The following is a 25,161-nucleotide window of genomic DNA, read 5'->3' as shown; positions in this document are numbered from 1 at the left end:
ACGCCACTACCGGAGCCGAGAGTCGCTGTGCGACAGTGAAGGAGTCTTCTCGGAAAGGAAAACTCGTGAGCACAGCCACTCGTCGTCCGCCCCCGATGTTGATGTGGCCGACCAGCGCGCTTCCCGCCGAGCTTCGTAAGGTGTTGTTGTACACGACAGCTCTACTCGGCGGTAGTGGTGTAATGTTCGTTGTGATAACCGCTCCGACAGTGCTGATGCTGCTGCTGTCAGCGTCTTCTTGTGTTGCGAGTGTGATGCTCACCCTCCACCTCGCCTGGACTTACGGCGCCGAACGATCCGTGCTGGTCCTCTCCGTATATATGGTTGTCGCGGTTGTTCTCGCGTCTATCGCGTTCACGTTCTCTGCCCAACCACTGTCCGCTCTCGCAACAGGTCTGCCTTTCGCCTTCGTGATCGCCCGGGGACGACCACTATGGTTACCGGTCGCGGCCGCAGGCATAGCCGCTTTCTCAGCGTCTGCAATTACCGCCGCGCTGGACAACGATGCGATCCCCGCGAGGGAAGGGCTTATGATACTGATCCTGACTGGTGCCGCAACGGTCGCATTCACCGCTACCTTCGCCAGCTGGCAGCTCCACCTGCAACTCGACCGATACAACGCCGACCAACGCGAGCTCGTCCTAACCCGCGAACGACTACGGTTCGCCACCGACCTGCACGACATACAGGGCCACAGCCTTCTGGCCATCAAGCTCAAGGCCGAACTCGCCCGGCGAAACCTGAGGCGGGACCCTCGAGTAACCGAACGGGAGCTGCAGAGCATAGAAGAACTTGCGGTGGAGGCAGGTGACCGCACCCGGGACCTCGCCCACGGTTACCGTGCACTTCCGCTGACCACCGAGCTCGTCAACGTCGAACAACTCCTCAACTCGGCCGGAATCGCCGTGGAGATCAGAATGCAGGGCACACCGCCACAGGATCAAGAGCACCTCTTCACGGAACTGACGCGGGAAGCCACAAGCAACATCCTGCGACATGCGGATGCGACAGAAGTGGATATCCAGGTCAGTCCCAGTTACATGACAGTCAGCAACAATATTTCCCCGACGGCCCCGGATACACCTGCTGCGCGGGAGCCCCGGCCTGGACATGGCTTGGCCGGTCTACAACAACGGTTCGCTGAGTCCGGGGGCTCCTTCGAGTGGATGGACGGGAACGATTGCTTCACCGTCACGGGGAAGCTGGAGGTGGCACCGTGATCAATGTCTATATCGCTGATGACGAGGACATGCTCCGCACAGCCCTCGTCGCACTTCTGGACCTCGAAGAGACGATCACCGTCGTCGGTCACGGCTCCGACGGCCAGGCGGCACTCGACCACTCACCCCCCAACGAAGTCGACGTCTACGTCCTCGACCTGGAAATGCCCGGGATCGACGGCATAGACACTGCCGGCACGTTACTGGCCCGCGATCCCGGTATCGAAATCGTTATGATCACCCGCCATGCACGTCCCGGAATACTCCGCTCAGCACTCACTGTCGGGGCCCGCGGCTTCGTCCCCAAAAACACCCCTGCAGAGAAGCTGGCCCGGGTCATCGAGCGGGTGCATGATGGCACGCGCTATGTGGATTCCGATCTTGCCGTCACGGCCCTCGGGTTCGACTGCCCGTTAACCAGTCGTGAACTCGACGTACTGCGCCTAACGAGGCAAGGAAAGAGCGTCTCGGAGATCGCCGGAAACCTTCATCTGGCGCTGGGAACGGTACGCAATTACCTCTCCGACGCCATCATGAAACTCGGTGCAGCGAATCGTCACTCCGCAGCCTTCGAGGCCTATCGTTACGGCTGGATCTGACCTTCCATCCCAGTCTCCAAGGTGGCGAGCCAGCAACTACGGAGTGTCTTTCCCCCTCGGGCAACGCTCGCCTTCCCCGTAGTCCGTCCACAGAAACTACCAGAGGCATACGCCCGCCGGTATCGGTCATTCGTCCGGTACCACGACCACAAGCGCTCCCGTACTGTGATCCACCTCAAAATCAGGATAGCGGGGTGTTACAGGCTGACGTCACGACGACCGGAGGAGCATCCCCCATCGGAGGTTCTCCGCCCCGCCGATACCCTATGATGTCTCCAGAGAACACGTAACCAACTGAATACCTGACCACCCACAGACACGGGGTGTCCCGCCACGCAGCGCCCGCGCTGCGCCGGGGCTGAGATCACACCCGCTGAACCTGACCTCATTCACATGAGCGGAGGAATGTCCCATGCCGCCTGTCACGGCGGTGACCATCGACCGCGTCGACGTCGCCTACCCGAACTCCCCTGCCGTCCTGCAGGACGTCCACCTCACTGTCCCCGTCGGCGAGCACGTCGCCGTCATCGGCCGCTCCGGGTGTGGAAAATCCACACTGCTGCATCTCATCGGCGGTCTCCTCTCCCCAGCCCGGGGCAGCGTGACCGTCCTCAGCGACACCGACGACTCCGCACGGCTCAACCACTGTGCTCTGATGCCCCAGGGCGACAGCCTGCTGCCCTGGTTCAGCGTCCGTGACAATGTCGCCGTTCCACTGCGCAACACCGGCGTGGGACGACGCGCCGCGCGCGCCCGGGCTGCCGAGATACTGGCCTGGTGCGGGCTGGAGCACCACGCCCGTCGGCGTCCTGACCAGCTCAGTGGCGGCATGCGCCAGCGCGCCGCACTGGCCAGGGCGTTGCTCGCCGGGAAACCCGTCCTGCTCGCCGATGAACCACTCGGCGCACTGGACGCGATCACCCGCGCGGAAATCCAGGACTGGCTCCACACCGTGCTCAGCGAACCGCCCACGGACAGTGCCCACGGTGCGGCCACCACCATGATCATGGTCACCCATGACGTGGACGAGGCCCTGCTCCTGTCCCACCGGGTCGTTCTCCTGGCGGACGGCCGCGTGCGCCAGACGTGGCCGGGATGGTTCGGACGCCGTGGGGGCCGTCCCCGGCAGGACGTCCTCGCCGATCCCGAGTTCGCCGAGGCGCGGTCGGGGCTGCTGCGGGAACTCGCCGGGGGTGTGCAGTGAGTACACGTGTCCTCTCCTCCATCGCCCCTCCCCTGGTCACCGTGGTCCTCATCGCGCTGCTCTGGGTTGCGGCGACCTCCGGAACCCGGATCGAAGACTACGTCCTTCCCTCTCCGGTATCGGTCCTCGATGCGCTACGGGACAACTGGGCTGGACGGTTGGCCCCCGCCACCTGGCTCACGCTGACTGAAACGCTGCTCGGCATCCTGTGCGGCGTGGCCGTCGCCCTGGCCGTCACCGTTGCGGCGGGCTACCTGCCGTTGCTCGGACGTGCACTGACGCCACTGCTGGTGGCGTCACAGGCGGTCCCCACGATCGTGCTCGGCCCGATCCTCACGATCGCGCTGGGCTACGGGATGCTGCCCAAGGTGATCGTGGTGGCCCTCGTCTGCTTCTTCCCGGTGGCGATGAACCTGCTGTCAGGTGTCGGCACCGTTGAGCAACGCCTGGTCGACACGATGCGCAGCCTGCACGGCACCCGCCATTCGGTGTTCTGGCGGCTGCGGTTCCCGTCCGCCCTGCCCGCCGGCTTCGCCGGGCTCCGGGTGGCGGTGACCTATGCGCCGGTGGCCGCCGTGTTCTCGGAGTACACGGGCTCCACCAACGGTCTCGGTTACCTGCTGCTCCAGGCCATCCCCCGCCTGCAGACGGACTATGTCTTCGCCCTCGTCGTGGTGCTGACGGTCATGTCCGCCACGCTCCTGCTGACCGCCACCGTCCTGGAACGCCTCTGCTGCCCGTGGCAGTCCCCCACCCCCTCACGTCCTGCGAAAGGTCCCCGATGAAACTCCTGACCCGCTCTGTCGCTGTGTTGCTGACCGCCGCCACCACCTTCTCGCTCGCCGCCTGCGGCGGCGCAGAAGACGGCGACACCACCCCCACCCGCGTCCTGCTGGACTGGAACCCGAACCCCGACCATCTGGCCCTCTACACCGCCGAACACACCGGCGCCTATGACGACCGCGGTCTGGACGTGGAGTTCCTGCTGCCCGGAAACACCGCCGACGCCGCGAAAGACGTCTCGCTGGGGCGGGCGGACCTGGCGGTCAGCTACGAGACCGACACCATCCTCGCCCGGGCCGAGGGGCTGGATGTGGTCAATGTCGGGGCGCTGATCCCCACACCGCTGAACTCGCTGATCACCAAGACCAGCTCCGGGATCACCGCACCCGCGGACCTCGCCGGAAAGTCCGTTGCCGTCTCAGGCCTGCCGTCGCAGCAGGTCACCCTGAACTACATCGCGGACAAGGCGGGGATCGACCCGGAGTCGATCACCATGCCCAACGTCCAGCAGAATCTCAACCAGGCACTGCTCAGCGACCAGGTGGACGCCATCTTCGGCGCCTACCCCAACATCGAAGGCGTCGAGCTCTCACAACGCACCGACATCACCACGCTGACCGCCGCCGAGATGGGGGTGCCGTCGTCCGCCGAACTGGTGATCATCGCCAACCCCACCCGGCTCGCCGACGACGACGCCTACGCCGAACGGGTCCGCAACTTCCTCGCCGGCACCACCGAGGGACACGACGCCGCGATGCGGGATGCGTCCCTGGCCGTCGAGGCGCTCACCCCGGAGACCGAGGGCGCCTACGACCCCGACCTGCTGGCAGAGATGGTCGAGGCGACCATCGGGATACTGAAGAAGGGCAACAGCGACGGCGACACCACCTTCGGTGTTCAGAACCCGCAGGCGTGGACGGACTACGCCGACTGGATGCGCGACAACGGGCTGCTCGATGCGGCGACGGGAAGCAATGCCCTGATCAACGGTGCCGACGCCACCACCAACGACTACCTTCCGGAGTAGGCGCGCCTCTCGGCCGCCTCGTCGGCCAGGTCCTTGGCGGACTGCAGACGGGCCCGTAATTCTGAGGTCCCCGCATCCAGATCGTCGCCGTCCACGGTGAAGGGCTCGCCGACCACGACATGCACCGTCACCCGACGCCCGCCCAGCCGGGGCCGCTCCCCGCGGGTCCAGAGCTTCTGCGTCCCGGAACACCCGACCGGCACGATCACCGCCCCCGACTGTGCGGCCATGCGCACCGCGCCCGATTTCATCTCACCGATCTCCCGGTCATGCCGGATCGTCCCCTGGGGGAAGACGGCGACAACCTCGCCGTCCTGCAGTGCGTCCACTGCCGCGGAGAACGACTCCCGCCCCTTCCCCGGGGTGCGGTCGACGGCGATGCCGCCCAACTCGACGAACAGCTTCGTGATCCACCGGTTCGCGAACGCCTCCTTCTTCAGCATGTACCGCGGTTTACGGTCGCCGCGGAGCTGGAGTGGCCCACTGACGGGAATGACGTCGTAGTAGGCGCGGTGGTTCGGGGCGAGGATCACCCCGCCGCTGAGGGGGATGTTGCCCGCCCCGACGATCTCGACCCGGATGTTCTGCAGGTAGAAGATCCACAGGATCAGGTTCTTCGCCAGGTCGTAGAAGGACCGTCGACGTTGTCTCGGGGCGGGCCGCGTGCCGTCGGGGGTGGTGATGATGGCGCGTGCCGCCCAAGACATTTCATTCGACATGGGAAGTACCCTAGCCGTCGCTACGGACACGGGCGCCGGGAACCCAGAAGTTCCTCAGATATTCGTGACCGCTCCCACCGACGCGGACTGCACCAGCTTGGCGAACTTCCCGAGCACCCCGTGCAACCGCGGGTTCGGCGGCGGAGTCCACCCCTCGGCCCGTTCCGCCAGCGTCTTCTCGTCGACGAGGAGGTCGATGGAGCGCGACGGGATGTCCACCCGGATGGGGTCTCCGTCCTCGACGAAGGCGATCGGGCCGCCGTCCACCGCCTCCGGGGCGACGTGTCCGATCACCAGGCCGGTCGATCCTCCGGAGAACCGGCCGTCGGTGATCAGCAGGACGTCCTTGCCGATGCCGGCACCCTTGATGGCACCGGTGATCGCCAGCATCTCCCGCATACCCGGGCCCCCCTTGGGCCCCTCGTAGCGGATCACGACCACGTCGCCCTTCTTCAACTCACCGTTGAGAACGGCGTCCATCGCCGGCTGTTCCTGGTTGAACACCCGCGCCGTGCCCTCGAACACCTCGGCGTCGAAGCCGGCGGTCTTCACCACCGCCCCTTCGGGTGCCAACGAGCCTTTGAGGATGCTCAGCCCGCCGGTGGCGTGCAACGGCTCATCCATGCTGCGCAGGATCTTCCCGTCCGGGTCCGGTGGGTTGATCTCGGCGAGGTTCTCCGCGACCGTCCGGCCGGTCACGGTCAGGCAGCTGCCGTCGATGAGTCCGGCGTCCAGCAGCGCCCGCATGACCACCGGGATACCGCCGACCTTGAAGACGTCATTCATCACGTACCGGCCGAACGGTTTGAGGTCGCCGAAGTGCGGCACCCGGTCGCCGACGTCGTTGAAGTCCTGCAGCTTCAGGTCGACACCCGCCTCATGGGCGATGGCCATCAGGTGCAGCACGGCGTTGGTGGAACCACCGAGGGCCATGACCACCGCCACGGCGTTGAGCAGGGATTCACGGGTGATGATGTCGCGGGTGGTGATGCCCTCACGCAGCAGACCGACGACGGCCTCCCCGGACCGTCGTGCGTACTCGGTACGGTTCCGGTGGATCGCCGGCGGCGCGGCGGACCCGGGCAGGCTCATCCCCATCGCCTCGGCGGCCGAGGCCATGGTGTTCGCGGTGTACATGCCCCCGCACGCCCCCTCACCGGGACAGACGGCGCGCTCGATGATTCCGACGTCCTCCTCCGACATCTTGCCCGCCCGACAGGCTCCGACCGCCTCGAAGGCGTCGATCAGGGTGACTTCCTTCTCCGTCCCGTCCGACAGGCGGGCCTCACCCGGCATCGTCGAACCGTTGTAGAGGAAGACCGAGGACAGGTCCAGCCGCGCCGCAGCCATGAGCATGCCGGGGATGGACTTGTCGCAGCCCGCCATCACGATCGACCCGTCCAGTCGTTCGGCGGACATGACCGTCTCCACCGAGTCCGTGATGACCTCACGGGACACCAGTGAGTAGTGCATGCCCTCATGCCCCATCGAGATGCCGTCGGACACCGAGATCGTGCCGAACTCGAGCGGATACCCGCCCGCCGCGTGCACGCCTTCCTTGGCGAAACCGGCGAGCTTCTTCAGGGTCAGGTTGCAGGGGGTGATCTCATTCCAGGAGCTGGCGACGCCGATCTGAGGCTTGTCCCAGTCGTCGTCGCCCATGCCGACCGCCCGGAGCATACCCCGGGCCGCGGTCTTCTCCAGGCCGTCGGTCACGTCCCGGGAGCGGGGTTTGATGTCTACTGAGTCTGTGGTGTGTTCCATATCCCAACTCTAGTAGACGTGCCTCTCCCCGCCACCGGCGACGGTGACGGCGAGCCGACCGTCCTGCACCTCGACCACGAGGTCAGTGAGGTCATCGAGGACGGCGTCCGCCGCCGCCTCGCGTCCGAGCGCCTCCAGTTCCTCACGCGGGTGGGACGTCGCCACGGCGAGTACCCGGCCCCCGGCAGCGCGTCCGGCGCCCAGTCCGGCCGGCGCGTCCTCGATGACCAGGCAGTCCGCCGGATCCACCCCCAGCGCCTCAGCCGCCTTCCGGTACCCCTGCGGGTCCGGTTTTCCCTCGGCGACGTCCTCGGCGGCAATCAGGTTCTCCGGGACGGGGAGCCCCGCCGCGCCGAGCCGTGCGCGCATCAGCGCCTGCGAACCCGAGGTGACTGCCGCCCACAGGCTCACGGGCAGAGACGCGAGGAGGTCTGCCGCACCCGGCAGCGCGATGACACCGTCGACGTCACCGGCTTCCCTCTCCTCCAGCTTCTGCGCCTCGGCGGCCACCTGGTCAGCCGGGAGAAAGTCCGCGATGGTGTCGGCGGAACGCCGGCCGTGGCACACGGCGAGGACCTCGTCGGCGTCGATCTCATGCTCGGCTGCCCACGCGCGCCAGGCCCGGTTCACGGCCGCGGTGGAATCCACCAGGGTGCCGTCGATGTCGAAGAGGATGGCGGCGACGGTGAATCTGGAATCTGTACTCATCAATGCTCCCGTGTGTGACGTCGGCGTGGGTTCCGGCGGTGTGGCACGAGTCTACGGTCACATGAAGATCAGCGGAACGGCCCACAGCGCAGTGAGGGTGAGCCAGACGAGGACATTCGCCCACCGGTAGTGCACCACCAGTGCGGCGAACTCCCGGAGGAACGCCGAGGGCAGGTAGTAGGACGGGGTCGCCGACCCCAGTGCGCGGACCCGCAGGCGTAGTTGGCGTGAGAGCGACACCGACCGCAGTACGTGGAAGTTGCTGGTCACGATGAGCAGAGCCGGGTCAACCAGCCCGGCGTCCTCCAGTACCTCCTCGGTGAACAACAGGTTCTCCTCGGTGTTCGTGGACTGGGTCTCCATGAGGATCCTGTCGCCGGGGATCCCTCGGCCCCGTGCGTACTCCGCCATCGCCTCCGCCTCTGCACGCATCTCGTCCGCCCCCTGACCACCGGACATGACCAGCAGCGGAGGTGTTCCGGTGTCCTCCCGGGAGGTGTACTCGGCGATGGCCTTGTCCACCCGTGCCGCCAGCAACGGCGACACGGCGCCGTCGACGAGTCCACAGCCGAGGACGACGATCACATCCACGAGATCTGCGTCGCCCCGGTGCGGGATCCAGCGGTAGACCACGGCGTACACGGTGTAGCCGACCAGTTCGACGATCAGCATGACACCGGGGATCAGGGCCAACACGGCGACATTCACCGCCGCACGGGCGGACCAGGACAAGACGGTCACGTCACCCGCCGCGACATAGAGCGCCGTCGCCGCAAGCCCCACCGTGCCCAGCAGGGCGACCCCGATCACCGCAGGAGTCAGGGTCGCCAGACGGACCCCCTCACGGCGTACCACGACCCCGGTGTTGGCGATGAGGGAGAGCCCCGCGATGATCACCAGGACCGGAAGGATGAGCGTCGGTGCCGTACCGATCAGTGCCGGCACCGATACGGCGTGCACCGGCATCAGTGCTGAGGTCAGTGCCAGTACCGCGTACCAGAGTGCACCGACGGTGGCGAGCAGCCAGAACCCGTTGGACGGGCGTCGCGGATGCCTCCGTATCCGCCAGACGGTCACCCCGGCGATGATCGTCAGAACGGCGAGCGAGATCACTGAGGCGGTGTGCATGGTGGTCACTATCCCCGGTTCCGGACGCCGGGTCATCGTGCCCAGGACTGAACTACCGTGTGGGGCGGCTCATCCCGTGGTCGGACATGACCGTCTCACACATAGCCCCGGTACCTGCTCGGGGGGACCCCATGGTGTCGGGCGAAGACGTGGCTGAAGGAACTGGTGTCGGAGTACCCGAGGTGGTGGGCGATCCTGGTCACCGGAACTCCGGCAAAGATGAGCTGGCGGGCGATTCCCATCCTCATCGAGGTCCGCCACTGACGGAAGGCCCCGGCCCCGTCCGCGGCGAGCGCACCGGTCAGCTCCGCCCGGGAACACCCGAGATGCTCCGCCCACTCCTCCACGGTGCGGTCCGAGGACGGGTCCCGACGAAACGTCTCCAGAAGTCGTGTCATCAGTCTGGAGTCCTGTACGTCTCCGTCGCTCCCGCTGGCCAGGTAGGTGTAGAAGAGCCCGTCCACCAGTGCCGTCTGTCTGGCGAAGAGCGGATCGTATTCCTGTGCCGACGCTCCGAGGAGAGTGTCTGCATTCAGGCCCTCTGCGCGTAGTCGGACCGGGCCTCCGCTGTGTTGTGCCCGACCGACCCGGGCCCCGACCGGTAGGACCAGGCTGTCACTCCCCATGTGCACGACATTCGGGATGCCCGCGGGAAGCCAAGCCAGGTCACCCTCCTCCATTTCCAGGGTGCCGCCACCGGCGGACACCTGCGCAGAACCTCGGTAGACCCAGATCAGGACGTGCATCCTGTTGGTCCGCGGCCAGGTGGACCTCTGACTTCCGGTACCCGACCCCGGTAGCTCGGCGCGTCCCGAGTTCCCCGGTGACCGGAGGCGTGCAGCGGTTGTCCCCATCGTTTCCCGGAACAGCCGCGCGAGCGCCGACGCCGACGATAGTCCGACGCGGTGCGCCGCGGTCTCCAGCGTCATCCCGGAGCCGCGCAGAAGCGCCGTCGCTGTCGCGATCCGTGCCCTCGCCCTCCACTGCCCGACGGACAGAGACGTCTCGCTCCGGAACTGCCGGTTCAGGGTCGCCGGCGAGAGGTGGACGGCATCCGCCAGGAACGCCACCGTCCCCGTCGACGCCCGATCATCGAGGATGAGTTTCGCCGCGGCACGTGCGCCGGCTGAGGTCGGTAACGGCGGTCGGGCGATTCCCGTCGGTGTTGTCGCGGGCGGACCGGTCTCACGCAGGTAGCCGAGACTCGATGCGAATTCTTCGACGAGACTGTCCCTCCACTGTTCCCCCACCACTCCGCCGGACACGGTACCTCCCACCCGAAACGGCAGGACGTCGGTGTCCCTGCACCGGAATCCGATGACTCCCGCGCCTGGCGCGCGGTCCACCCTCAGGCCAACCCCCTGGTCGACCCAGATCCCCCGGCCTGCCCCGACCCTACGGACGCCATCTGTGCCGCCAGCTCCGGTTCTGGTGACGACCTGCGCGGAACCGGAGACCGTCCAGTAGAAGACTGGAAATCTCAGTTCAACAGTGTGCGCCATACGGTCAATCCGGTCCATGAGGCTGACCCTACACTTGTCCATCGTGAGGAAAGTAAGGCTTAGCTACAGGAGGAGAATTATGAGAACACCGGGTTGGCCACGCCGTTGCGTCGCGGTCGTCGTCGCGTGCGCATGTGCGACGGGACTGGCGTCGTGTGCCGGATCAAACGAAACCAGCGAGTCTGAAGGGGCTGCCACCAGCAAGGCGTCGCAGCCTGCGGAGGCGTCGGTACCTGTCGAGCACGCGTACGGAAGCACCGACGTTCCGGTTCACCCCGAACAGGCCATCAGCTTCAGCCAGGCGTGGTCGGATGCTTTCGCCTCCCTCGGGCATCCCGTGGCGACAGAGGTCGTCAGCACTCTCTTCGACGCGGGCGTGCCCTGGTCCACAGAGGCCGCCGGAGAATCCATCACCAATTCTGGTGGCGGTGCCGACGCCATCTCATCCTTCGGGGTGGAGGAGATCGCCGCGAAGAATCCGGACGTCATCTTCGCCGGTTACGTCCCCGACCAGGAGACCTTCGACGCACTCTCCGCTATCGCACCGACGGTGGCCACGGTCGGGACCGGGAAGGTCGATGACTGGCGGGAGGTCACCACCGCCGCAGGCAGCATCCTCGGTGACGAGGACGGTGCCGAGGACGTCATCGCCGGGGTCGATGACCTCATGCACCAGGTCGGCGAAGACCATCCCGCGGTGGATGGTGCCACCTTCGCCTACGCCGCCTACTCCGAGGGAAGTTTCAGCGTGATCTCGTCGCCGGAGGACGCGGCGAACCGCTTCTTCACCGACCTGGGGATGACGCTGTCCACTGACGACATCTCCGGCGCCGAAACCAACCGCGGTATCTCGGTGTCCGCCGAGAACATCAGTCTGCTCGACATGGACCTGCTGGCGTTGTGGGTGCGTGCAGACAGCCCCGACGGCATCGCCGGCTGGTCGTCACTGCCGTCGGTCGAACACGGTACCGCAGCCGAGCTGGACTCCCCTGCCGCCACCGCCCTGGGCGCACCGACGGCCCTGAGCATCCCCTGGCTCCTCGACCAGCTCGAACCCTACTTCGCCAATCTCTGACACCGCGCTCCGGGAGGACAACCACATGAACCACTCAGCAGACCGCACCACGCAGGACGCCCGCGACGTCACGTCCGTCCTCAACAGCAGAGAGCACCGGAAGGGCCTCAGCGAACTGGTCCTGGACGTCACCTCAGTGTCCCGCCGCTACCCGTGGCTGGCCCGCGTCACCGGTCATGTCGCCGGTATCACCGACACGACCGCCTGGGAGCACCCCAATCTCGCGGTGCGGCTGGCCATCCCCGACCCCGGCGACGAGATCGGTGCGCTCACCGGCCAACCCGACATGTGCCGGCGGGTGTACACCATCGCGGAGTTCGACCGGAGCTCGTCCACAGTGGCCGTCGACATCGTGGTGCACGGCTCGGACTCCCCGATGATGTCCTGGTTGCGCGATCTTGCCCCCGGCGACCGTGTCCCCTTCGCCGGCCCCCGGCCCCATCCCGCCCCGTCCAGAGGTTCCGACGACCGGCGCATACATCTTCTGGCCGACGGTTCAGCCTATCCGGCCGCCAGTGCGATCGCGAGAGCGGTACCGGTCGACACCGTCACGCTGGCACTTCCCGACGCCGGCCCGGTCGACCGCTATTCCGGTGATTTTCCCGGCGCGACGCTCCACGTCGCCGACAGGTCCTCGCCCACTCCCCTCGCTGACGGGGTCGGCTCCCTGCCCTCGGACGGTTCGACGGTGTTCTGGGCCGCCGGTGAGCGCGAAGACATCCGGGGCGTGCGTCACCACTGCCTGCGTACGCTGCGTCTACCGAAAGAACAGGTCCAGGTGTTCGGGTACTGGCGGCGTGGCAGGACCGGCACCCAGGCGGATCTGGCACGGCTGCGCGCTGCGGCCAGCTACCAGGCAGAGGGGCGTTCCTTCAGCGAGGCCGATGACTTCGACATCGAGATCTGAGGTCAGTTCTTCTCCGCCCGCTGTTTGAGGACATCCAGGGTCTGACGAATTCCCTGCTCAAGTTCGTCGGCGTGGCTGTCTGCTCCGCCGAGGAGGAAGCGGGCGAAAAGATTGCTGGCGCCGGTCAGCGTCCCTGGTACGGGTCGGCGGAGGGTGAGTTCGGTGCCGGCGTCGGTTTCCTTGAGCTCGTACACCCACCGCGCCCCGCTGGTCACGGTGTCCCAGGACAGTTCCCGGTCCGGAGAGACGGTACGGATACGGCTCCGGGTCGGCCACACCACCAATTTGCGCCGGTTGATCCCGATGTAGTTCTGGCCCTCGCGGAGCCCGCCGGGCAGGATCGGCACCATGGTGACGAGTTCGGGGCTGGCCGCCGCGAGGTTCCGGAAGTCGGTGATCACCGACCAGACGTCCCGCGCCGGCGCATCGATGGTGACCGACGAGCTGAGTTCGCGCGCACTGTCATTGTTTCCCATGGCATCTCTCCTGGTTGTCGTCTCTGCGGGACGTGCCTGACCGCCCCAGTATCACAGTTCGTCGTGGAAACTTCCCGGGAACCGGAGGATCATGGGTGTCATGACCACATACAGCTGGAACTCGCTGCTCCTCGACCAGATGGACTGGCACTGGACGCATCAGCTCCGGGCGCGACTCGACGGACTCACCGACGACGAGTACTTCCGGGAGCCGGTCGCCGGCTGCTGGAGTATCCGGCCCCGGGGAACCGGCACTGCCCCAGTGCAGGCAGGCGCAGGGTCCATGACCATCGACTTCGCGTTCCCCGAGCCGACCCCACCTCCGGTGACCACGATCGCCTGGCGGCTCGGACATGTCATTGTCGATGTCCTCGGCATGCGGAACGCCTCCCACTTCGGTGGTCCACCTGTCGACTACGACTCCTTCACCTACGCCACCACGGCGCAGGACGCCCTGGCCCAGCTCGATGAGCAGTACGGGGTATGGAAGGACGGAGTGGCGTCCCTCGGCGAGGACGGGCTCTCACGCCCCTGTGGGGAAGCCGAGGGCCCCTTCGCCGATGACCCCTTGGCGCGCCTGGTCCTGCATATTCACCGCGAGATGATCCACCACCTCTCCGAGGTCTGCCTGCTCCGCGACCTGTACAGGTAAATTACGTTCACACCGGGTGCGCTGTTAGCCTGAGGATGCCCGGCGGGCACCTTATTTCACCGTGCTGACATGCAGTGTTCCGTCGGCGACTGATCCACTTCGACCGACTGACAGGACTGACTATCCATGGAACTTCTGCGCGACATTGTCATCGTGCTCCACCTCATCGGCTTCGCCCTCCTCTTCGGCTCCTGGGCCGTCGAAGCCCTCGCCCGGCGGATCCGCATCACCTCCGCCATGCACATCGGGCTCACCGTGGCTCTCGTCTCCGGGCTCGCCCTCGCCGCACCGTGGGGCCTCGACGGCGACCTGAACTACATGAAGATCGGCATCAAGCTCATCGTCCTCATCGCCATCGGGGCCGTCCTCGGCATCGGTGCGGCACGGCAGAAACGGGAGGGCGCCGTCCCTCCGGCGCTCTTCTGGTCGGCCGGCCTGCTGACCCTGGTCAACGCGACGATCGCCGTGCTGGTCTAGGAAAAACTTCCGTAGACAGGGGGACGGGGGTACGGACGGCGTACCACGACTGCGGTACGTGAAATCCCATGTCCGTGGGATTCGGAGCGGTGCCGATCCCGAAACAATGGTCACATGACCAGCCCACCGAACAAGATCAGCCATCAACTGCGTGCCCCGGGGAAGCTCCACGCCTTCAACCGCTACGAGCTGAAGTACCTGGTGCCTGCAGCGCAGATACCTGCCATCCACGAGGAACTGTCCCGACGGATGGAGCACGACCCCCACGCCGGCCCAGGTGGTTACGGCGTGTGGAGTGTCTACTACGACACCGACAAGCTGCGCTTCTACTACGAGAAGATCGAGGGGCTGAAGTTCCGACGTAAACTGCGGATCCGCCGGTACGGCGAGACCGGCGGGGCCGACGAACCGGTCTCGGCGGATTCGATGGTCTCGGTGGAGATCAAGCAACGGGTCAACCGGGTCACCCAGAAGCGACGCGTCATGCTCCCCTACCACCTGGCACTGGACCTGTGCGACCGTCGCCTGCGGGTCGAGTACCCGGGTGCCGACCAGAGTTTCATCGATGAAGTCCTCGACCTGGTGATCAGACTCGACCTTCGTCCGACGGCGATGACCGGGTACCGGCGTGAGCCGTACGTCGGGACGGAAGCGGACCTCGGCCTGCGGGTCACCCTCGACCACCGTGTCCGAGGACGTGACCGCGACTTCGACCTGCGCTCCGAGACGGAGAGCCGCTACATCATCCGTCCTGACCTGGCGGTCATGGAGGTCAAGGTCAATGAGCGTGCCCCCTACTGGGTGACCGACATGGCCGCCCGGCACGACATGCAGGTCCAACGGATCTCGAAGTACTGCCAGAGCGTCGAGGCCCACGGCCTGGCACCACGGTCACTCTTCCACGCCCCGGAGGACGAGCACGTCGACCCGTCCTCCCTCGTCCGCACCAACTGAGAAAGAAAGTCTTCCATGGATCTCGATTTCGGTCTCACAGACCTCTCCGGCACCTTCAGCGTCGCTGACGTGCTCCTGTCCCTCACACTCTCGTTTGTCTGCAGTCTCGTCGTCGCCTGGGTCTACCGCAACACCCACAAGAACATCAGCTACAGCCAGGGCTATGTGCAGACCCTGATCATCCTCGGCATGCTGATCTCCCTGATCATGCTGGTGGTCGGCTCGAACGTGGCCCGCGCTTTCGCCCTGGTCGGGGCCTTGTCCGTGGTCCGCTTCCGCAACGCCATCAAGGAGACCCGCGATGTGGGATTCATCTTCCTGGTGATGGGTATCGGTATGGCATGCGGCACCCGCTTCTACACGCTGGCGATCCTCGCCACTGTCGTGATCTGTGCGGTCATCCTGGTGATGCACCGGTTCAACTGGTTCGCCCTGGACGTCCAGCGTCAGGTGGTCAAACTGCAGGTCCCCGCCGACGGCGACGACTACGCCCCGATGATCGACGACATCCTGATCCGGAACACCACCGAGTACGAGCTGATCAGCACCGAAAGCGTGCGCGGTGGTTCGCTGGTGGAGTACAGCTACACCGCGAAGCTGAAGAAGAACGTGAAGGCCGCGGACCTCATCAACGAGCTACGTGTCGTCAACGCCGGCCAGAAGGCCACCGTCCTGACCGGGTACGACCAGACGGACATGTGACATGACCCAGCCCACCAACACACAACGGACGCCGCTGCGTCACCGCCTGCCGGTGCGGCTGCGGCACCACTGGAAGCTGCTCGTCGCAGCGGTGGCGGTGTGCCTGGCCATCGCCCTCGTCTTCGGGGCCAGCATGGTGCGCCCCTACATCACCTCCAACCTGGTCTCGGAAACCGTGATCACCAACAACATCGAGGGCGAGTCCGGCCTCTTCGACGACGGCGACCACACCATCGAGATCACCTTCAATCAGGCCGAGTACGACGACATGATCTCGACCTTCCAGAAGGACGGCGAGAAGGACTTCATCAGTGCCGACATCACCATCGACGGCACCCTGATCGAGGACGTGGCGCTCCGGCTCAAGGGCAACTCCACACTCTCGTCGTTGAGCGGCAACGGCATGGGCATGGGGCCCGGTGGCGGCGAAGGCGGCGGCATGGGCGGCATGATGACCCAACTCTCCGAGGACTCCCCCGAGGAACTCCCCTGGTTGATCAGCTTCGACGAGTACGAGGAAGGCCGGGCCTACCAGGGCAAGACCGAAATTGCTCTACGTCCCGCCGCCAGTGGTTCAGACGTCGCCCTCAACGAGGCGCTCGCCCTCGAGATGACGGCGGAGAGCGGACAGACCACCCAGGACTACAGCTTCTCCTCGGTGTCCGTGAACGGTGAAGAGTCCACCTCGCGTCTGGTCGTCGACACACCGGACACCGCATGGGCCGATGACCTCGGCGACGGTGTGCTGTACAAAGCCCGGGCCGGCGGGTCGCTCGACTACATCGGGGACGACCCGACGGACTACGAGGAGTCCTTCAACCAGATCAACAGTGAAGGTGGTTACGACCTCCAGCCGGTGATGTCGCTGATGAAGTTCCTCAACCAGTCCTCCGACGAGGAGTTCGCCGAGGACCTGAACGACTACGTCGACACAGAGTCCTTCGCGGAGTATCTCGCCCTGCAGGAGATCCTGTCGAACAACGATGCGATGGACGGCCCAGGCAACAACTACTACCTCTGGTACGACACGACGGAGAAGAAGTTCACGGTCCTGTCGTGGGACCTGAACATGGCCCTGTCCGGAATGATGGGTGGCATGGGCGGCATGGGTGGCGATGCTGCCCAGGGAACTGAGGGCATGCCACAGATGCCGCAGGGCGGCGGCATGCCGGAGATGCCCGAGAACGGCGAGCTCCCGCAGATGCCCGACCGCGGCGACGGTGAGGAAGGCGCTGGCCCGGGTGGCGGCAGCGACAGCAGCATCCTCAAGGAAAGGTTCCTCGACAACGACGAGTTCTACGCCATGTACGAGAGCGCCTACACCGATCTCTACGACCGGCTGATCGCCAGTGGATACGCCACCGACACCCTCGAAGAGCTCACCACCCGTGCGGAGGCCGCCGGAGACACCGGTGCGACTGCACTCGCGGAGTCCATCCGGTCCGCCCTGGAGTCCCTCTCCGAAGACGCTCCCGAACCCAGCTCCGGTATGGGTGTCAGCGGGTCACGTCGATGACCAGTTTGCCGTTGGCCTCCCCCGACTTCGACACCTCCAGCGCCTCTGCGGCCAACTCCAGGGGGAATGTCCGGTCAATGTGCACTGAAACCGCACCCTCGGAGACCTTCTCCAGGAGATAGTGCAGCCGTCCACCGTCCGGACGTACCCACACCCAGCGCCCGCCGTGTTCCTCGACGTCGCTGTCGGCGATCGAGACCAGCCGGTTTCCTTGCTTCTCCCCCAGGAGCGCGAGACTCTGGCCCAGCACACCTCCGACGAAATCGACGACGGCGGTGACCCCGTCCGGCGCGATCTCACGCACCCGGTCTTCGAGTCCGTCCCCGTAGGCGACCGGCGTCACGCCCATCTCGCGGAGCCGGTCATGGTTCTTCGGCGATGCCGTACCGATCACCGTGGTCCCGTAGTCGACGGCGAGTTGCGCGGCGATGTGCCCGACCCCGCCGGACGCGCCGTGGATCAGCAGTGTGTCGTCAGGTGACAGTTGCACGGTCTCGAGGGCCCGGAGTGCGGTACCGCCCACCAGCGGAATGCTGGCAGCGGTGTCGATGTCCACGTCCGCGGGGACGACGGCAGCTGACTCAGCGGGAACGGCGACGTACTCCGCGTAGGTACCACCGTGCACGACCTCTTTACGGGCGTAGGCGGCGACCCGGTCGCCCACCGAGAACTCCGGGGTGTCAGGACCGGTCGCTTCGACGGTACCGGCGACGTCCCACCCTGGAATGACGGGGAAGACGGCCTCCAGCATGGGGTCGAGACCGCCTGACATCACTTTCCAGTCGACGGGGTTCACGGCGGCGCGTTCGACCCGGATCAGGATGCTTCCGGGACCCACTTTGGGCACCGGCACATCGTTGAGCTGCAGAATGTCAGGATCTCCGTACTCCGGGTAAGTCATGGCACGCATGTGTCAGCCAACAGCTCGCAACAGCGCTGTATTCCATACCCCCTCGGGTACTACCCCCGCCCCCGTCGTGCCAAAGTCCCCGCCTCCCCGTTCGTCAGGACGGGGAGGCGGGGACTCTGCAGATACGTTAGTAGTGGGCGGGCGGATCACTGCCGGGGAAGGATTCTTCCTCCCACTGGTCCACGCGACGCTCAGCCGCTTCAGCGCTTTCCTTGCCGGAACCGGGGCGCTCCGACTCGTCGTCCGCTACCTTCTTCAGGTCCGGGTCGACATCGTCACGGTCGTCGCGCTTCTTGTCGTCACTCATCGTAACCTCCACTTCCCTTGTCTCTGGTCCACGTGTCGGATACCTTGCGCACACCAGGATACGCGTCTCAGCGAAGTTCTTCCGCCAGTGCGACGATGATCCCCTCCGGACCGCGGAGATAACACAGGCGGTAGACGTCCTCGTACCGGACGATCTCGCCGACGAGCTCGGTGCCGTGTTCACGGAGTCGATGGACGGTGCTGTCCAGGTCGTCGACGGCGAACATGACCTGCCGCAGTCCGGGCGTCTCCACCGGTTCCGGATTCCGGACGCCAGAGTCGGGTTCCGGGCTCAGGTACCTCGTCAACTCGATACGCCCGTGGCCGTCCGGGGTGTGCAGCATCGCGATGTCAGCAGTCACCCCGTCTATGCCGCAGATCCGGTCCACCCATTCACCGCGGACCTGCGTGGTGCCGTCAATCTCCATCCCCAGCTCACGGAAGAAGTCGACCGCCGCGCCGAGATCCCGGACGACGACGGTGACATGGTCCATGCGTTGAAGTGCCATGATCTCGAGCTTAGGCCTCCGGGATCGTCCGGTCACGAATATGCTCCGGTAGCGGCTCATCCGGATCCGGCCCATGACGATGACCCGTGTCCAGCGCATCGATTGACTCGACGTCGCTGTCACTGAGGATGAAACCGAAGACATCGATGTTCTCCTTGATTCTGTCTGCGTGCACAGATTTCGGGATCACCGAGCGCCCTTCCTGGATGTGCCAACGCAACAGCACCTGCGCCGGGCTCTTTCCGTGCCGACGTGCGATACTCAGCACGGTCGGGTCCGTCAGCACGCTTCTCCGGTTGTCGCCCCACCCGGGGTAGAAGGTGATGCCACCGATCGGCGACCATGCCTGCGTGAGAATCCCGTGCTCGGCGTTCGCTGCCCGCACCGCGGGTTGAGAGAAGTACGGGTGACATTCGATCTGATTCACTGCCGGCACCACATCAATCTGCTCCAGGAGCTCTGACAGGTGGTGCGGCATGAAGTTCGATACGCCGATTGCGCGGACCTTACCCTGGGCGAGCAGTTGCTCCAACGCCCGGTACGCAGCCACGGTCCGGTCGAAGTGATCAGGAGCTGGCTGGTGAAGGATCAGCAGGTCAATGGTGTCGAGGCCGAGTTTGGCCGCGGACTTGTCGAATGCATGCAGGGTCTCGTCGTGACCGTAGTCGCTGGTCCACACCTTCGTCTCTATGAAAACGTCCCGGCGGTCCAGTCCCGATGCACGGAGCCCCTCCCCCACCTCCCGCTCGTTTCCATATGAGGCGGCGGTGTCGATGTGACGGTATCCCGCCCGGAGCGCTGTTTCCACCGCTGCTGCAGTCTGGTCAGGAGGACTCTGGTAGACACCGAGTCCGAGAGCCGGCATCTCGACGCCGTTGTTCAATGTGATGTCCATGATTCTTGTCCCTTCGGTCGGTATTTCTGGTGATGTGTATTGACGGCTCACTGATGTGTGGCTCTGCTCCCGGCTGCCTTGTCTATCGTCGCGGCGAGGCTGGCCAGCAGCTTCAGCCTCTCTTCGGTGGGACTGCCGGGTTCGGCGGTGTAGCCGAACATGAACCACTCCGGATTCGCCGGCAGGTCCATCGCCTCGTACACCAACTCAAGGTCACCGACCTCGGGGTGGACAATCCGCTTCACACCCGTGCGGTGATGGCGGACATTATGGGCGCTCCACCGCTGACGGAAGGCATCCGAGCGGGTGACGAGCTCACCGACCAGATCCGTGAGTGCCTTGTCCCGCGGGTACCGACCTGCATAACCACGCAACGTCGCCGCAATGTCATCGGCGCCCTGCTCCCAGTCGGGGAAGAAGGTACGCGCAGCAGGGCTGAGGAAGACGAACCTGGCGGTGTTTCCCCGCCCGTCGGCGTCATCCAGGATCGGCTGATACAGGGCTCGACCGAGAGGATTGGCGGTGATGACGTTCATGCGCCGGTCACGGACCCACACCGGCGCCCCGGTGACAGCGTCGAGGAAACGCTGCAGACTCGGCCGGACCGTCTGGGTTTCCCTGGACCTGCGTCGACGCGTCGGGTGAGGTTCGGCGGCACGGGCGAGATCATGCAGGTGATCGGTTTCCGCCTCGTCGAGCTGCAGCGCCCTGGCCACGCAGTCCAGAATCTCCGGGGACACACCACGCAGGTCACCACGCTCCATCTTCGCGTAGTAGTCGACGCTGATGTCCGCCAGCATCGCCACCTCCTCACGGCGCAGCCCCGGTACGCGGCGACGTCCCCCGCTAATGACGCCCACCTGTTCGGGAGCGAGCCGGTCACGTCGGCTGCGCAGGAACTCGCCGACCTTGTTTCGTTGATCCATGACCACAACGCTAGGCGCACTACAGCCGGTGTGGGGTGTACAGCCGGTACACGTTTCACCGGTCACTTCCCCGCGACGAGCGACAGGAGTGCACTGGCTGTCATGTCTTCCTCTGTTTCTACTGCGCCGACTACTGCGCCGACCCGCACCCGGGGTCTGCACACCGGCGCGATCCTGGCGATCGTGCTGGTCAGCTACTTCATGATCGTGCTGGACAACTCAATCATCTTCACCGGACTACCCCAGATCCAGGCGGAAATGGGCCTGTCACCCGGCGGTCTCGCCTGGGCCCAGAACGCCTACACCCTGGTCTTCGGCGGACTTCTCCTGCTCGGGGCACGGATGGGCGACCTGCTGGGGCGCCGTCGTGTGTTCATCGTCGGTCTTGCACTGTTCGGGTTGGCGTCGTTGCTGGTGGGAACCGCGCAGAACGAGATATGGATTGTCACGGCCCGCGCGTTCCAGGGCATCGGCGCGGCGATCGTCGCCCCGTCCTCGCTGGCACTGATCACGGCGGTCTTCCCCGCGGGACCTGAGCGCACCCGCGCCACCGCAGCCTACGGCACGACGGCCGGGTTGGGTGCCAGTCTCGGACTCGTGGTCGGTGGTGCCCTGGCGTCCTGGGTGTCCTGGCGGGCCGGCTTCTTTATCAACGTGCCCATCGCGGTGGTGATGATCATCCTGGCGGTGAAGTATCTACCGGGTTTCGAGACGATCAAGGGCCGCTTCGACATCGTCGGCGCGGTCACCTCCACGCTGGGCATGGGGGCGTTCGTGTACGGGATCATCAACGCCGGCGAGACCGGATGGTCCCAACCGTTGACCGTCTGGCCGATCGTGGCCGGTGTGGTCATCCTGACTGTCTTTGTCGTCAATGAGTGGCGGGCACGGCAGCCGATCATGCCGTTGCGGCTGTTCGCCAGTGCCGAGCGTTCCGGTGCGGCGGTCGCCCGTCTGCTGTTCGCCGGCACGATGATCGCCTTCTTCTTTTTCACCACCCAGTTCTTCCAGGGCGTCTACGGGTGGACCCCCTTGCAGGCCGGCCTCGGGTTCCTTCCGATGAGCCTGGTCCAGTTCGCCGCGTCCCTGTTCGTCTCCCGGCTGACACGACGGTTCGGTAACGCCTGGCTGGTTGTCGCCGGGCTGGTGCTGGTGACCGCGGGAATGGCGTGGATGACCCAGATCAGTGCACAGACCCCGTTTGTTCTCGGGGCAGTCGGTCCGCTGATCCTGTTGGGCCTGGGCCAGGGGTTCGCTTTCGGTCCGTTGACCTCGGCCGGTGTCGCTGGCGCGCGTGCCGAGGACGCGGGGGCAGCCTCTGGCCTGGTGAACACCGCCCACCAACTCGGCTCCACCCTCGGCGTCGCCGTACTCACCGCTGCTGCGGCTGGCGCCGCCACACTCGAGGAACACGTCGTGGACGCCTACGTCGGCGGCACCGTGATGCTTGTCGTCGCGGTAGTGGCAGCCGCTGTACTGATCGTCCCCGCCGAACGGCGTCACCGGACTTCACAGTGACCGGCGTTCGTTCCTGTTGTCTCCGTCTTACCCGTAGATGTCCTTGGCCATACGGAACGCCGCCCAAGCCTTCGGCCATCCGGCATAGAACGCCGCGTGCGTCAAGATCTCCGTCATCTCTTCGGCGGTGACCCCGTTTGCCTTGGCCCGTTCGATGTGGCCCTGCAGGGCACTGTCGAGCACACCACTGGCCATCACGGCCGTCACAGTGACCACACTGCGGTCACGTGCGGAAAGCTGGTCTTCGCGGTTCCAGACCTGCCCGAACAACACGTCGTCGTTGAGTTCGGCGAACTTGGGGGCGAACTCCCCCAGGACGTCCCTGCCTGCCGTTACCTTGTCTGCCATCGCGCTGACCTCCTCCTCCTTCTTCTGTTCTTCCGCTACTTACCGCTGTACACGGGGAACGCGCTGCTCTCCCCGTAGTCCTTCTCATCAAGGTTCCGCAAGACTTCCATGTCCTCTGCGGAGATCTCGAACTCGACCGCAGCGTTGGAGCGCATGTGCTCCGGGTTCGCGGTCTTCGGCAGCGACACCGCACCCAGCTGCAGGGTGTACCGGATACACAGTTGCGGCACGCTCACCCCGTACCTGGCCGCCATCGCAGCGACGTTCTCATTGCCGAGAATCTCACCGTGCGCGATCGGCGAATAGGCCTCGACCACGATATTCTTCGACGCGCAGTAGTCGATCAGCTCGCTGGGGGTGTTCCCGGCGTGGACGAGGATCTGGTTCACGTGGGGGGCCACCGAGCCGTTCTCGAGGATGTTGTCCAGGTCGTCCTCCCGGAAGTTCGAGACTCCGATCGAGCGCAGCTTGCCGGCCTTGTAGGCCTCCTCCAACGCCCGCCACGCCTCTCGGTTGCCCTCGGCGTAGTCACCGCCCCGGAAGTCGTCCCAGGGTTGCGGGCTGTGGATCAGCATCAGGTCGATGTAGTCCAGGCCCATGGTTTCCAGGGACTGGTCGATCGCGGCGACGGCTCCGTCATAGTCCTTAACCTCGGCGGCAAGTTTCGTGGAGACGAACAGGTCCCCGCGAGCCACGCTACTGGTGCGGACGCCCTCGCCGACGCCCCGTTCGTTGCCGTAGGCCTGGGCGGTGTCGATGTTGCGGTAGCCGGCGCTCACGGCGTCTCGGACCGCCTGGGCGGCCTTGTCGTCGTCGATGAACCAGGTCCCCAATCCGAGCGCGGGGATCTCCACACCGTTGGACAGGGTGTAGCTCTCGTTGTAACTCATCAGTCCTCCTGAGATAGCGTGCTGTAGTGCTCGTCAGTGACCGGTTCCAGCCACTCATTGCGGGTGTCCTCACCGGGGACCTCCACGGCGAGGTGGGTGAACCAGGAGTCCGCTTTCGCCCCGTGCCAGTGCTTCACCCCGGCGGGAATGCTCACCACACTGCCCGGTGTCATGCTCACCGGCGCCTCCCCCTCGGCCTGGTACCAGCCGCTGCCGTCGGTGCACAGCAGGATCTGGCCGCCACCCGACGAGGCGTGGTGGATGTGCCAGTTGTTACGGCAGCCCAGCTCGAAAGTCACGTTTCCGATGGTGACGCCCTCGGTGGTGAGCATGTTCAGAAAGCTCTGGCCCACGAAGTTCTCGGCGTAGGCGGTGTTGGGGTCCCCTACCGGGAAAGTCGGTACATACCCTGAATCAGTCATTCTTCTTCTCCCCGGATTCTCCCGGGACAATGGTCAGGACGATCTTGCCGTCGGCCTCGCCGGAGCGGAGACGATCGGCAACGTGCGCCGGATCGGTGATGTCCAACGTCCTGTCGATGACCGGACGAATCTCGCCCCGGGCGACGGCAGGAAGGACGTCCGGCAGCAGCCCGGCGATGACGCCGGCCATCTCCGTGTCCCGGGTGAACCCGAACGACACACCGTGGACGGTGAGGTGCCGGTACGACAGCGCATCAAGATCAATAGTCGATGCCGCTCCGGCGAGCCGCCCGATGTTCACCACCTTCCCGTCTTCCGCGGTAGCGGGAAGACACTCGGCGAAGGTCTGCCCGGCAACGTGGTCGAGCACCACGTCCACCCCACGCCCGTTCGTGGCGTCGAGGACCGCATCGGTGAGATCCTCCTCCCCGGTGACGACCACAGTGTCGGCCCCGAGCCGGAGCAACCGGTCACGTCCGGCCGACCTCCTGGTCGTCGCGATGACGGAGGACGCGCCGAGCGCCTTCGCCATCTGCACACCGATCATCCCGATGCCACTGGTGCCTCCGGTCACCAGGACACTCTGACCTGGTCTGAAGCCGGCCACAGACAGAGCGCCGTGCTCGGTCAGCAGTCCCGTCGGCAACGCGCAGGCGATCTCCGGAGAGAGACCTTCCGGCCGTGGCAGCACGAACCGGTGGTCGGCCACGACATAGTCCGCGAACGACGCCGGCACAGATCCCATGACCGCGTCGCCGACGGCCCAGTGCCCCGCGTTCTCTCCGACGGCGACGATCTCGCCGGCGTACTCGAAACCGGCTGTAAACTCCCGGCCGTGTCCACCGTGGGACGGGTCAGCCTCGGCGAGCATGGGCAGATCCGCATTGTTCGTCGCGGCCGCGTGGTTACGGACCAGGACCTCCCCCGGCCCGGGGGACGGTACATCAACCTCGTCGAGGACCCACTCCGGCCCCCGTCCTGCGATCAGTGCGCGCATCGTCATCTCCTTCATCTGTTGACTGCA

The 25,161-nt window shown here is 65.6% G+C and carries 28 protein-coding genes; 13 read left to right on the top strand and 15 right to left on the bottom strand.

Features of this window, described 5'->3' with window-relative positions; translation table 11 throughout:
* Positions 1–65 precede the first annotated feature (65 nt).
* From FS507_RS10745 to FS507_RS10725, 5 genes are all read left to right on the top strand, one after another.
* Entirely contained in the window at positions 66–1,220 is a 1,155-nt protein-coding gene (locus FS507_RS10745; RefSeq protein ID WP_186314649.1) for a sensor histidine kinase, read from the top strand.
* Entirely contained in the window at positions 1,217–1,819 is a 603-nt protein-coding gene (locus tag FS507_RS10740; protein ID WP_145942786.1) for a response regulator transcription factor, read from the top strand. Before FS507_RS10745 ends, FS507_RS10740 begins: the two co-directional genes overlap by 4 nt.
* 412 nt (positions 1,820–2,231) lie before the next feature.
* Positions 2,232–3,023 (top strand): ABC transporter ATP-binding protein, encoded by a 792-nt coding sequence (locus FS507_RS10735; RefSeq protein WP_145942785.1) that lies wholly within the window; start codon positions 2,232–2,234, stop codon positions 3,021–3,023.
* The gene (locus tag FS507_RS10730; RefSeq protein ID WP_260853324.1) at positions 3,020–3,808 is read left to right on the top strand and encodes an ABC transporter permease; all 789 of its coding nucleotides are present in this window, start codon (positions 3,020–3,022) and stop codon (positions 3,806–3,808) included. Before FS507_RS10735 ends, FS507_RS10730 begins: the two co-directional genes overlap by 4 nt.
* Entirely contained in the window at positions 3,805–4,833 is a 1,029-nt protein-coding gene (locus FS507_RS10725; RefSeq protein ID WP_145942783.1) for an ABC transporter substrate-binding protein, read from the top strand. The genes FS507_RS10730 and FS507_RS10725 overlap by 4 nt, the downstream gene beginning before the upstream one ends.
* Here FS507_RS10725 and FS507_RS10720 read toward each other — a convergent pair.
* The 5 genes from FS507_RS10720 to FS507_RS10700 all read right to left on the bottom strand — a co-directional run bounded on the left by FS507_RS10720 (position 4,818) and on the right by FS507_RS10700 (position 10,672).
* Entirely contained in the window at positions 4,818–5,552 is a 735-nt protein-coding gene (locus tag FS507_RS10720) for a lysophospholipid acyltransferase family protein (RefSeq protein ID WP_145942782.1), read from the bottom strand. The two genes, FS507_RS10725 and FS507_RS10720, sit on opposite strands and share 16 nt — an antisense overlap.
* A gap of 54 nt (positions 5,553–5,606) precedes the next feature.
* On the bottom strand, positions 5,607–7,316 hold the full coding sequence (gene ilvD, locus FS507_RS10715; RefSeq protein ID WP_145942781.1) for a dihydroxy-acid dehydratase: 1,710 nt from the start codon (positions 7,314–7,316) through the stop codon (positions 5,607–5,609).
* A 9-nt stretch (positions 7,317–7,325) separates the two neighbouring features.
* A complete protein-coding gene (locus FS507_RS10710) occupies positions 7,326–8,024 on the bottom strand; it encodes an HAD-IA family hydrolase (RefSeq protein ID WP_145942780.1) in 699 nt (232 codons plus the stop codon).
* Positions 8,025–8,081: 57 nt separating this feature from the next.
* Positions 8,082–9,152, bottom strand: coding sequence for a YdcF family protein (locus FS507_RS10705; protein WP_186314648.1), 1,071 nt, complete (start codon positions 9,150–9,152; stop codon positions 8,082–8,084).
* A 95-nt stretch (positions 9,153–9,247) separates the two neighbouring features.
* Positions 9,248–10,672 (bottom strand): helix-turn-helix transcriptional regulator, encoded by a 1,425-nt coding sequence (locus tag FS507_RS10700; protein WP_186314647.1) that lies wholly within the window; start codon positions 10,670–10,672, stop codon positions 9,248–9,250.
* A 61-nt stretch (positions 10,673–10,733) separates the two neighbouring features.
* Here FS507_RS10700 and FS507_RS10695 point away from each other — a divergent pair, with 61 nt between their 5' ends.
* A complete protein-coding gene (locus FS507_RS10695; protein ID WP_186314646.1) occupies positions 10,734–11,729 on the top strand; it encodes an ABC transporter substrate-binding protein in 996 nt (331 codons plus the stop codon).
* Between the two features lie 25 nt (positions 11,730–11,754).
* Positions 11,755–12,636, top strand: a complete 882-nt coding sequence (locus tag FS507_RS10690) for a siderophore-interacting protein (protein ID WP_145942776.1) — start codon at positions 11,755–11,757, stop codon at positions 12,634–12,636.
* A gap of 2 nt (positions 12,637–12,638) precedes the next feature.
* On the opposite strand, the gene FS507_RS10685 is transcribed toward FS507_RS10690, so the two are convergent.
* Positions 12,639–13,112: an SRPBCC family protein gene (locus tag FS507_RS10685; protein WP_145942775.1), complete on the bottom strand. Its 474-nt coding sequence runs from the start codon at positions 13,110–13,112 to the stop codon at positions 12,639–12,641.
* Between the two features lie 100 nt (positions 13,113–13,212).
* On the opposite strand from FS507_RS10685, the gene FS507_RS10680 reads away from it, so the two are divergent.
* From FS507_RS10680 to FS507_RS10660, 5 genes are all read left to right on the top strand, one after another.
* Positions 13,213–13,764, top strand: a complete 552-nt coding sequence (locus FS507_RS10680) for a DinB family protein (RefSeq protein ID WP_145942774.1) — start codon at positions 13,213–13,215, stop codon at positions 13,762–13,764.
* A gap of 126 nt (positions 13,765–13,890) precedes the next feature.
* Positions 13,891–14,241: a Fe-S protein gene (locus FS507_RS10675; RefSeq protein WP_145942773.1), complete on the top strand. Its 351-nt coding sequence runs from the start codon at positions 13,891–13,893 to the stop codon at positions 14,239–14,241.
* A 114-nt stretch (positions 14,242–14,355) separates the two neighbouring features.
* Complete coding sequence (locus tag FS507_RS10670; RefSeq protein ID WP_145942772.1) at positions 14,356–15,195, top strand: polyphosphate polymerase domain-containing protein; 840 nt, start codon at positions 14,356–14,358, stop codon at positions 15,193–15,195.
* A gap of 15 nt (positions 15,196–15,210) precedes the next feature.
* Complete coding sequence (locus tag FS507_RS10665) at positions 15,211–15,897, top strand: DUF4956 domain-containing protein (protein WP_145942771.1); 687 nt, start codon at positions 15,211–15,213, stop codon at positions 15,895–15,897.
* Between the two features lies 1 nt (position 15,898).
* On the top strand, positions 15,899–17,413 hold the full coding sequence (locus FS507_RS10660; protein ID WP_145942770.1) for a CotH kinase family protein: 1,515 nt from the start codon (positions 15,899–15,901) through the stop codon (positions 17,411–17,413).
* Here the strand turns inward: FS507_RS10660 and FS507_RS10655 are convergent.
* The 5 genes from FS507_RS10655 to FS507_RS10635 all read right to left on the bottom strand — a co-directional run bounded on the left by FS507_RS10655 (position 17,394) and on the right by FS507_RS10635 (position 20,959).
* Positions 17,394–18,314 (bottom strand): NADP-dependent oxidoreductase, encoded by a 921-nt coding sequence (locus FS507_RS10655; protein ID WP_222121411.1) that lies wholly within the window; start codon positions 18,312–18,314, stop codon positions 17,394–17,396. The genes FS507_RS10660 and FS507_RS10655 overlap by 20 nt on opposite strands.
* A gap of 136 nt (positions 18,315–18,450) precedes the next feature.
* The gene (locus tag FS507_RS10650) at positions 18,451–18,630 is read right to left on the bottom strand and encodes a hypothetical protein (protein WP_038547011.1); all 180 of its coding nucleotides are present in this window, start codon (positions 18,628–18,630) and stop codon (positions 18,451–18,453) included.
* Between the two features lie 67 nt (positions 18,631–18,697).
* Positions 18,698–19,138, bottom strand: a complete 441-nt coding sequence (locus FS507_RS10645) for a VOC family protein (RefSeq protein ID WP_145942768.1) — start codon at positions 19,136–19,138, stop codon at positions 18,698–18,700.
* Between the two features lie 10 nt (positions 19,139–19,148).
* A complete protein-coding gene (locus FS507_RS10640; protein WP_145942767.1) occupies positions 19,149–20,033 on the bottom strand; it encodes an aldo/keto reductase in 885 nt (294 codons plus the stop codon).
* 47 nt (positions 20,034–20,080) lie between these two features.
* Entirely contained in the window at positions 20,081–20,959 is an 879-nt protein-coding gene (locus FS507_RS10635) for a helix-turn-helix domain-containing protein (protein ID WP_145942766.1), read from the bottom strand.
* A 102-nt stretch (positions 20,960–21,061) separates the two neighbouring features.
* On the opposite strand from FS507_RS10635, the gene FS507_RS10630 reads away from it, so the two are divergent.
* On the top strand, positions 21,062–22,477 hold the full coding sequence (locus FS507_RS10630) for an MFS transporter (protein ID WP_145942765.1): 1,416 nt from the start codon (positions 21,062–21,064) through the stop codon (positions 22,475–22,477).
* 27 nt (positions 22,478–22,504) lie between these two features.
* Here FS507_RS10630 and FS507_RS10625 read toward each other — a convergent pair whose 3' ends face one another.
* From FS507_RS10625 to FS507_RS10610, 4 genes are read right to left on the bottom strand one after another with little or no spacing between them, the layout of a single operon-like run.
* Positions 22,505–22,825 (bottom strand): carboxymuconolactone decarboxylase family protein, encoded by a 321-nt coding sequence (locus tag FS507_RS10625; RefSeq protein ID WP_145942764.1) that lies wholly within the window; start codon positions 22,823–22,825, stop codon positions 22,505–22,507.
* Between the two features lie 35 nt (positions 22,826–22,860).
* Complete coding sequence (locus FS507_RS10620; protein ID WP_440130348.1) at positions 22,861–23,715, bottom strand: aldo/keto reductase; 855 nt, start codon at positions 23,713–23,715, stop codon at positions 22,861–22,863.
* Positions 23,715–24,137 (bottom strand): cupin domain-containing protein, encoded by a 423-nt coding sequence (locus FS507_RS10615; protein ID WP_145942762.1) that lies wholly within the window; start codon positions 24,135–24,137, stop codon positions 23,715–23,717. The genes FS507_RS10620 and FS507_RS10615 overlap by 1 nt, the downstream gene beginning before the upstream one ends.
* Entirely contained in the window at positions 24,130–25,134 is a 1,005-nt protein-coding gene (locus FS507_RS10610) for a quinone oxidoreductase family protein (RefSeq protein ID WP_145942761.1), read from the bottom strand. Before FS507_RS10610 ends, FS507_RS10615 begins: the two co-directional genes overlap by 8 nt.
* Positions 25,135–25,161 lie beyond the last annotated feature (27 nt).

The organism is Corynebacterium glyciniphilum AJ 3170 (genome assembly GCF_007673095.1).
In the GTDB taxonomy this organism is placed as follows: Bacteria; Actinomycetota; Actinomycetes; order Mycobacteriales; family Mycobacteriaceae; genus Corynebacterium.
The sequence above is the reverse complement of the archived record's forward strand: the minus strand, read 5'-3'. Positions and strand labels throughout refer to the sequence as shown.

Excerpts from the sequence above, each read along its gene's own strand:
- FS507_RS10680 (WP_145942774.1), top strand. The coding sequence starts at position 13,213 with ATGACCACATACAGCTGGAACTCGCTGCTCCTCGACCAGATGGACTGG.
- FS507_RS10665 (WP_145942771.1), top strand. The coding sequence starts at position 15,211 with ATGGATCTCGATTTCGGTCTCACAGACCTCTCCGGCACCTTCAGCGTC.
- FS507_RS10640 (WP_145942767.1), bottom strand. The coding sequence starts at position 20,033 with ATGGACATCACATTGAACAACGGCGTCGAGATGCCGGCTCTCGGACTC.
- FS507_RS10700 (WP_186314647.1), bottom strand. The coding sequence starts at position 10,672 with ATGGACCGGATTGACCGTATGGCGCACACTGTTGAACTGAGATTTCCA.
- FS507_RS10615 (WP_145942762.1), bottom strand. The coding sequence starts at position 24,137 with ATGACTGATTCAGGGTATGTACCGACTTTCCCGGTAGGGGACCCCAAC.
- FS507_RS10705 (WP_186314648.1), bottom strand. The coding sequence starts at position 9,152 with ATGCACACCGCCTCAGTGATCTCGCTCGCCGTTCTGACGATCATCGCC.
- FS507_RS10710 (WP_145942780.1), bottom strand. The coding sequence starts at position 8,024 with ATGAGTACAGATTCCAGATTCACCGTCGCCGCCATCCTCTTCGACATC.
- FS507_RS10690 (WP_145942776.1), top strand. The coding sequence starts at position 11,755 with ATGAACCACTCAGCAGACCGCACCACGCAGGACGCCCGCGACGTCACG.
- FS507_RS10610 (WP_145942761.1), bottom strand. The coding sequence starts at position 25,134 with ATGCGCGCACTGATCGCAGGACGGGGGCCGGAGTGGGTCCTCGACGAG.
- FS507_RS10695 (WP_186314646.1), top strand. The coding sequence starts at position 10,734 with ATGAGAACACCGGGTTGGCCACGCCGTTGCGTCGCGGTCGTCGTCGCG.
- FS507_RS10650 (WP_038547011.1), bottom strand. The coding sequence starts at position 18,630 with ATGAGTGACGACAAGAAGCGCGACGACCGTGACGATGTCGACCCGGAC.
- FS507_RS10620 (WP_440130348.1), bottom strand. The coding sequence starts at position 23,715 with ATGAGTTACAACGAGAGCTACACCCTGTCCAACGGTGTGGAGATCCCC.
- FS507_RS10635 (WP_145942766.1), bottom strand. The coding sequence starts at position 20,959 with ATGGATCAACGAAACAAGGTCGGCGAGTTCCTGCGCAGCCGACGTGAC.
- FS507_RS10660 (WP_145942770.1), top strand. The coding sequence starts at position 15,899 with ATGACCCAGCCCACCAACACACAACGGACGCCGCTGCGTCACCGCCTG.
- FS507_RS10670 (WP_145942772.1), top strand. The coding sequence starts at position 14,356 with ATGACCAGCCCACCGAACAAGATCAGCCATCAACTGCGTGCCCCGGGG.
- FS507_RS10655 (WP_222121411.1), bottom strand. The coding sequence starts at position 18,314 with ATGACTTACCCGGAGTACGGAGATCCTGACATTCTGCAGCTCAACGAT.
- FS507_RS10720 (WP_145942782.1), bottom strand. The coding sequence starts at position 5,552 with ATGTCGAATGAAATGTCTTGGGCGGCACGCGCCATCATCACCACCCCC.
- FS507_RS10625 (WP_145942764.1), bottom strand. The coding sequence starts at position 22,825 with ATGGCAGACAAGGTAACGGCAGGCAGGGACGTCCTGGGGGAGTTCGCC.
- FS507_RS10735 (WP_145942785.1), top strand. The coding sequence starts at position 2,232 with ATGCCGCCTGTCACGGCGGTGACCATCGACCGCGTCGACGTCGCCTAC.
- FS507_RS10630 (WP_145942765.1), top strand. The coding sequence starts at position 21,062 with ATGTCTTCCTCTGTTTCTACTGCGCCGACTACTGCGCCGACCCGCACC.
- FS507_RS10685 (WP_145942775.1), bottom strand. The coding sequence starts at position 13,112 with ATGGGAAACAATGACAGTGCGCGCGAACTCAGCTCGTCGGTCACCATC.
- FS507_RS10725 (WP_145942783.1), top strand. The coding sequence starts at position 3,805 with ATGAAACTCCTGACCCGCTCTGTCGCTGTGTTGCTGACCGCCGCCACC.
- FS507_RS10675 (WP_145942773.1), top strand. The coding sequence starts at position 13,891 with ATGGAACTTCTGCGCGACATTGTCATCGTGCTCCACCTCATCGGCTTC.
- FS507_RS10645 (WP_145942768.1), bottom strand. The coding sequence starts at position 19,138 with ATGGCACTTCAACGCATGGACCATGTCACCGTCGTCGTCCGGGATCTC.
- ilvD (WP_145942781.1), bottom strand. The coding sequence starts at position 7,316 with ATGGAACACACCACAGACTCAGTAGACATCAAACCCCGCTCCCGGGAC.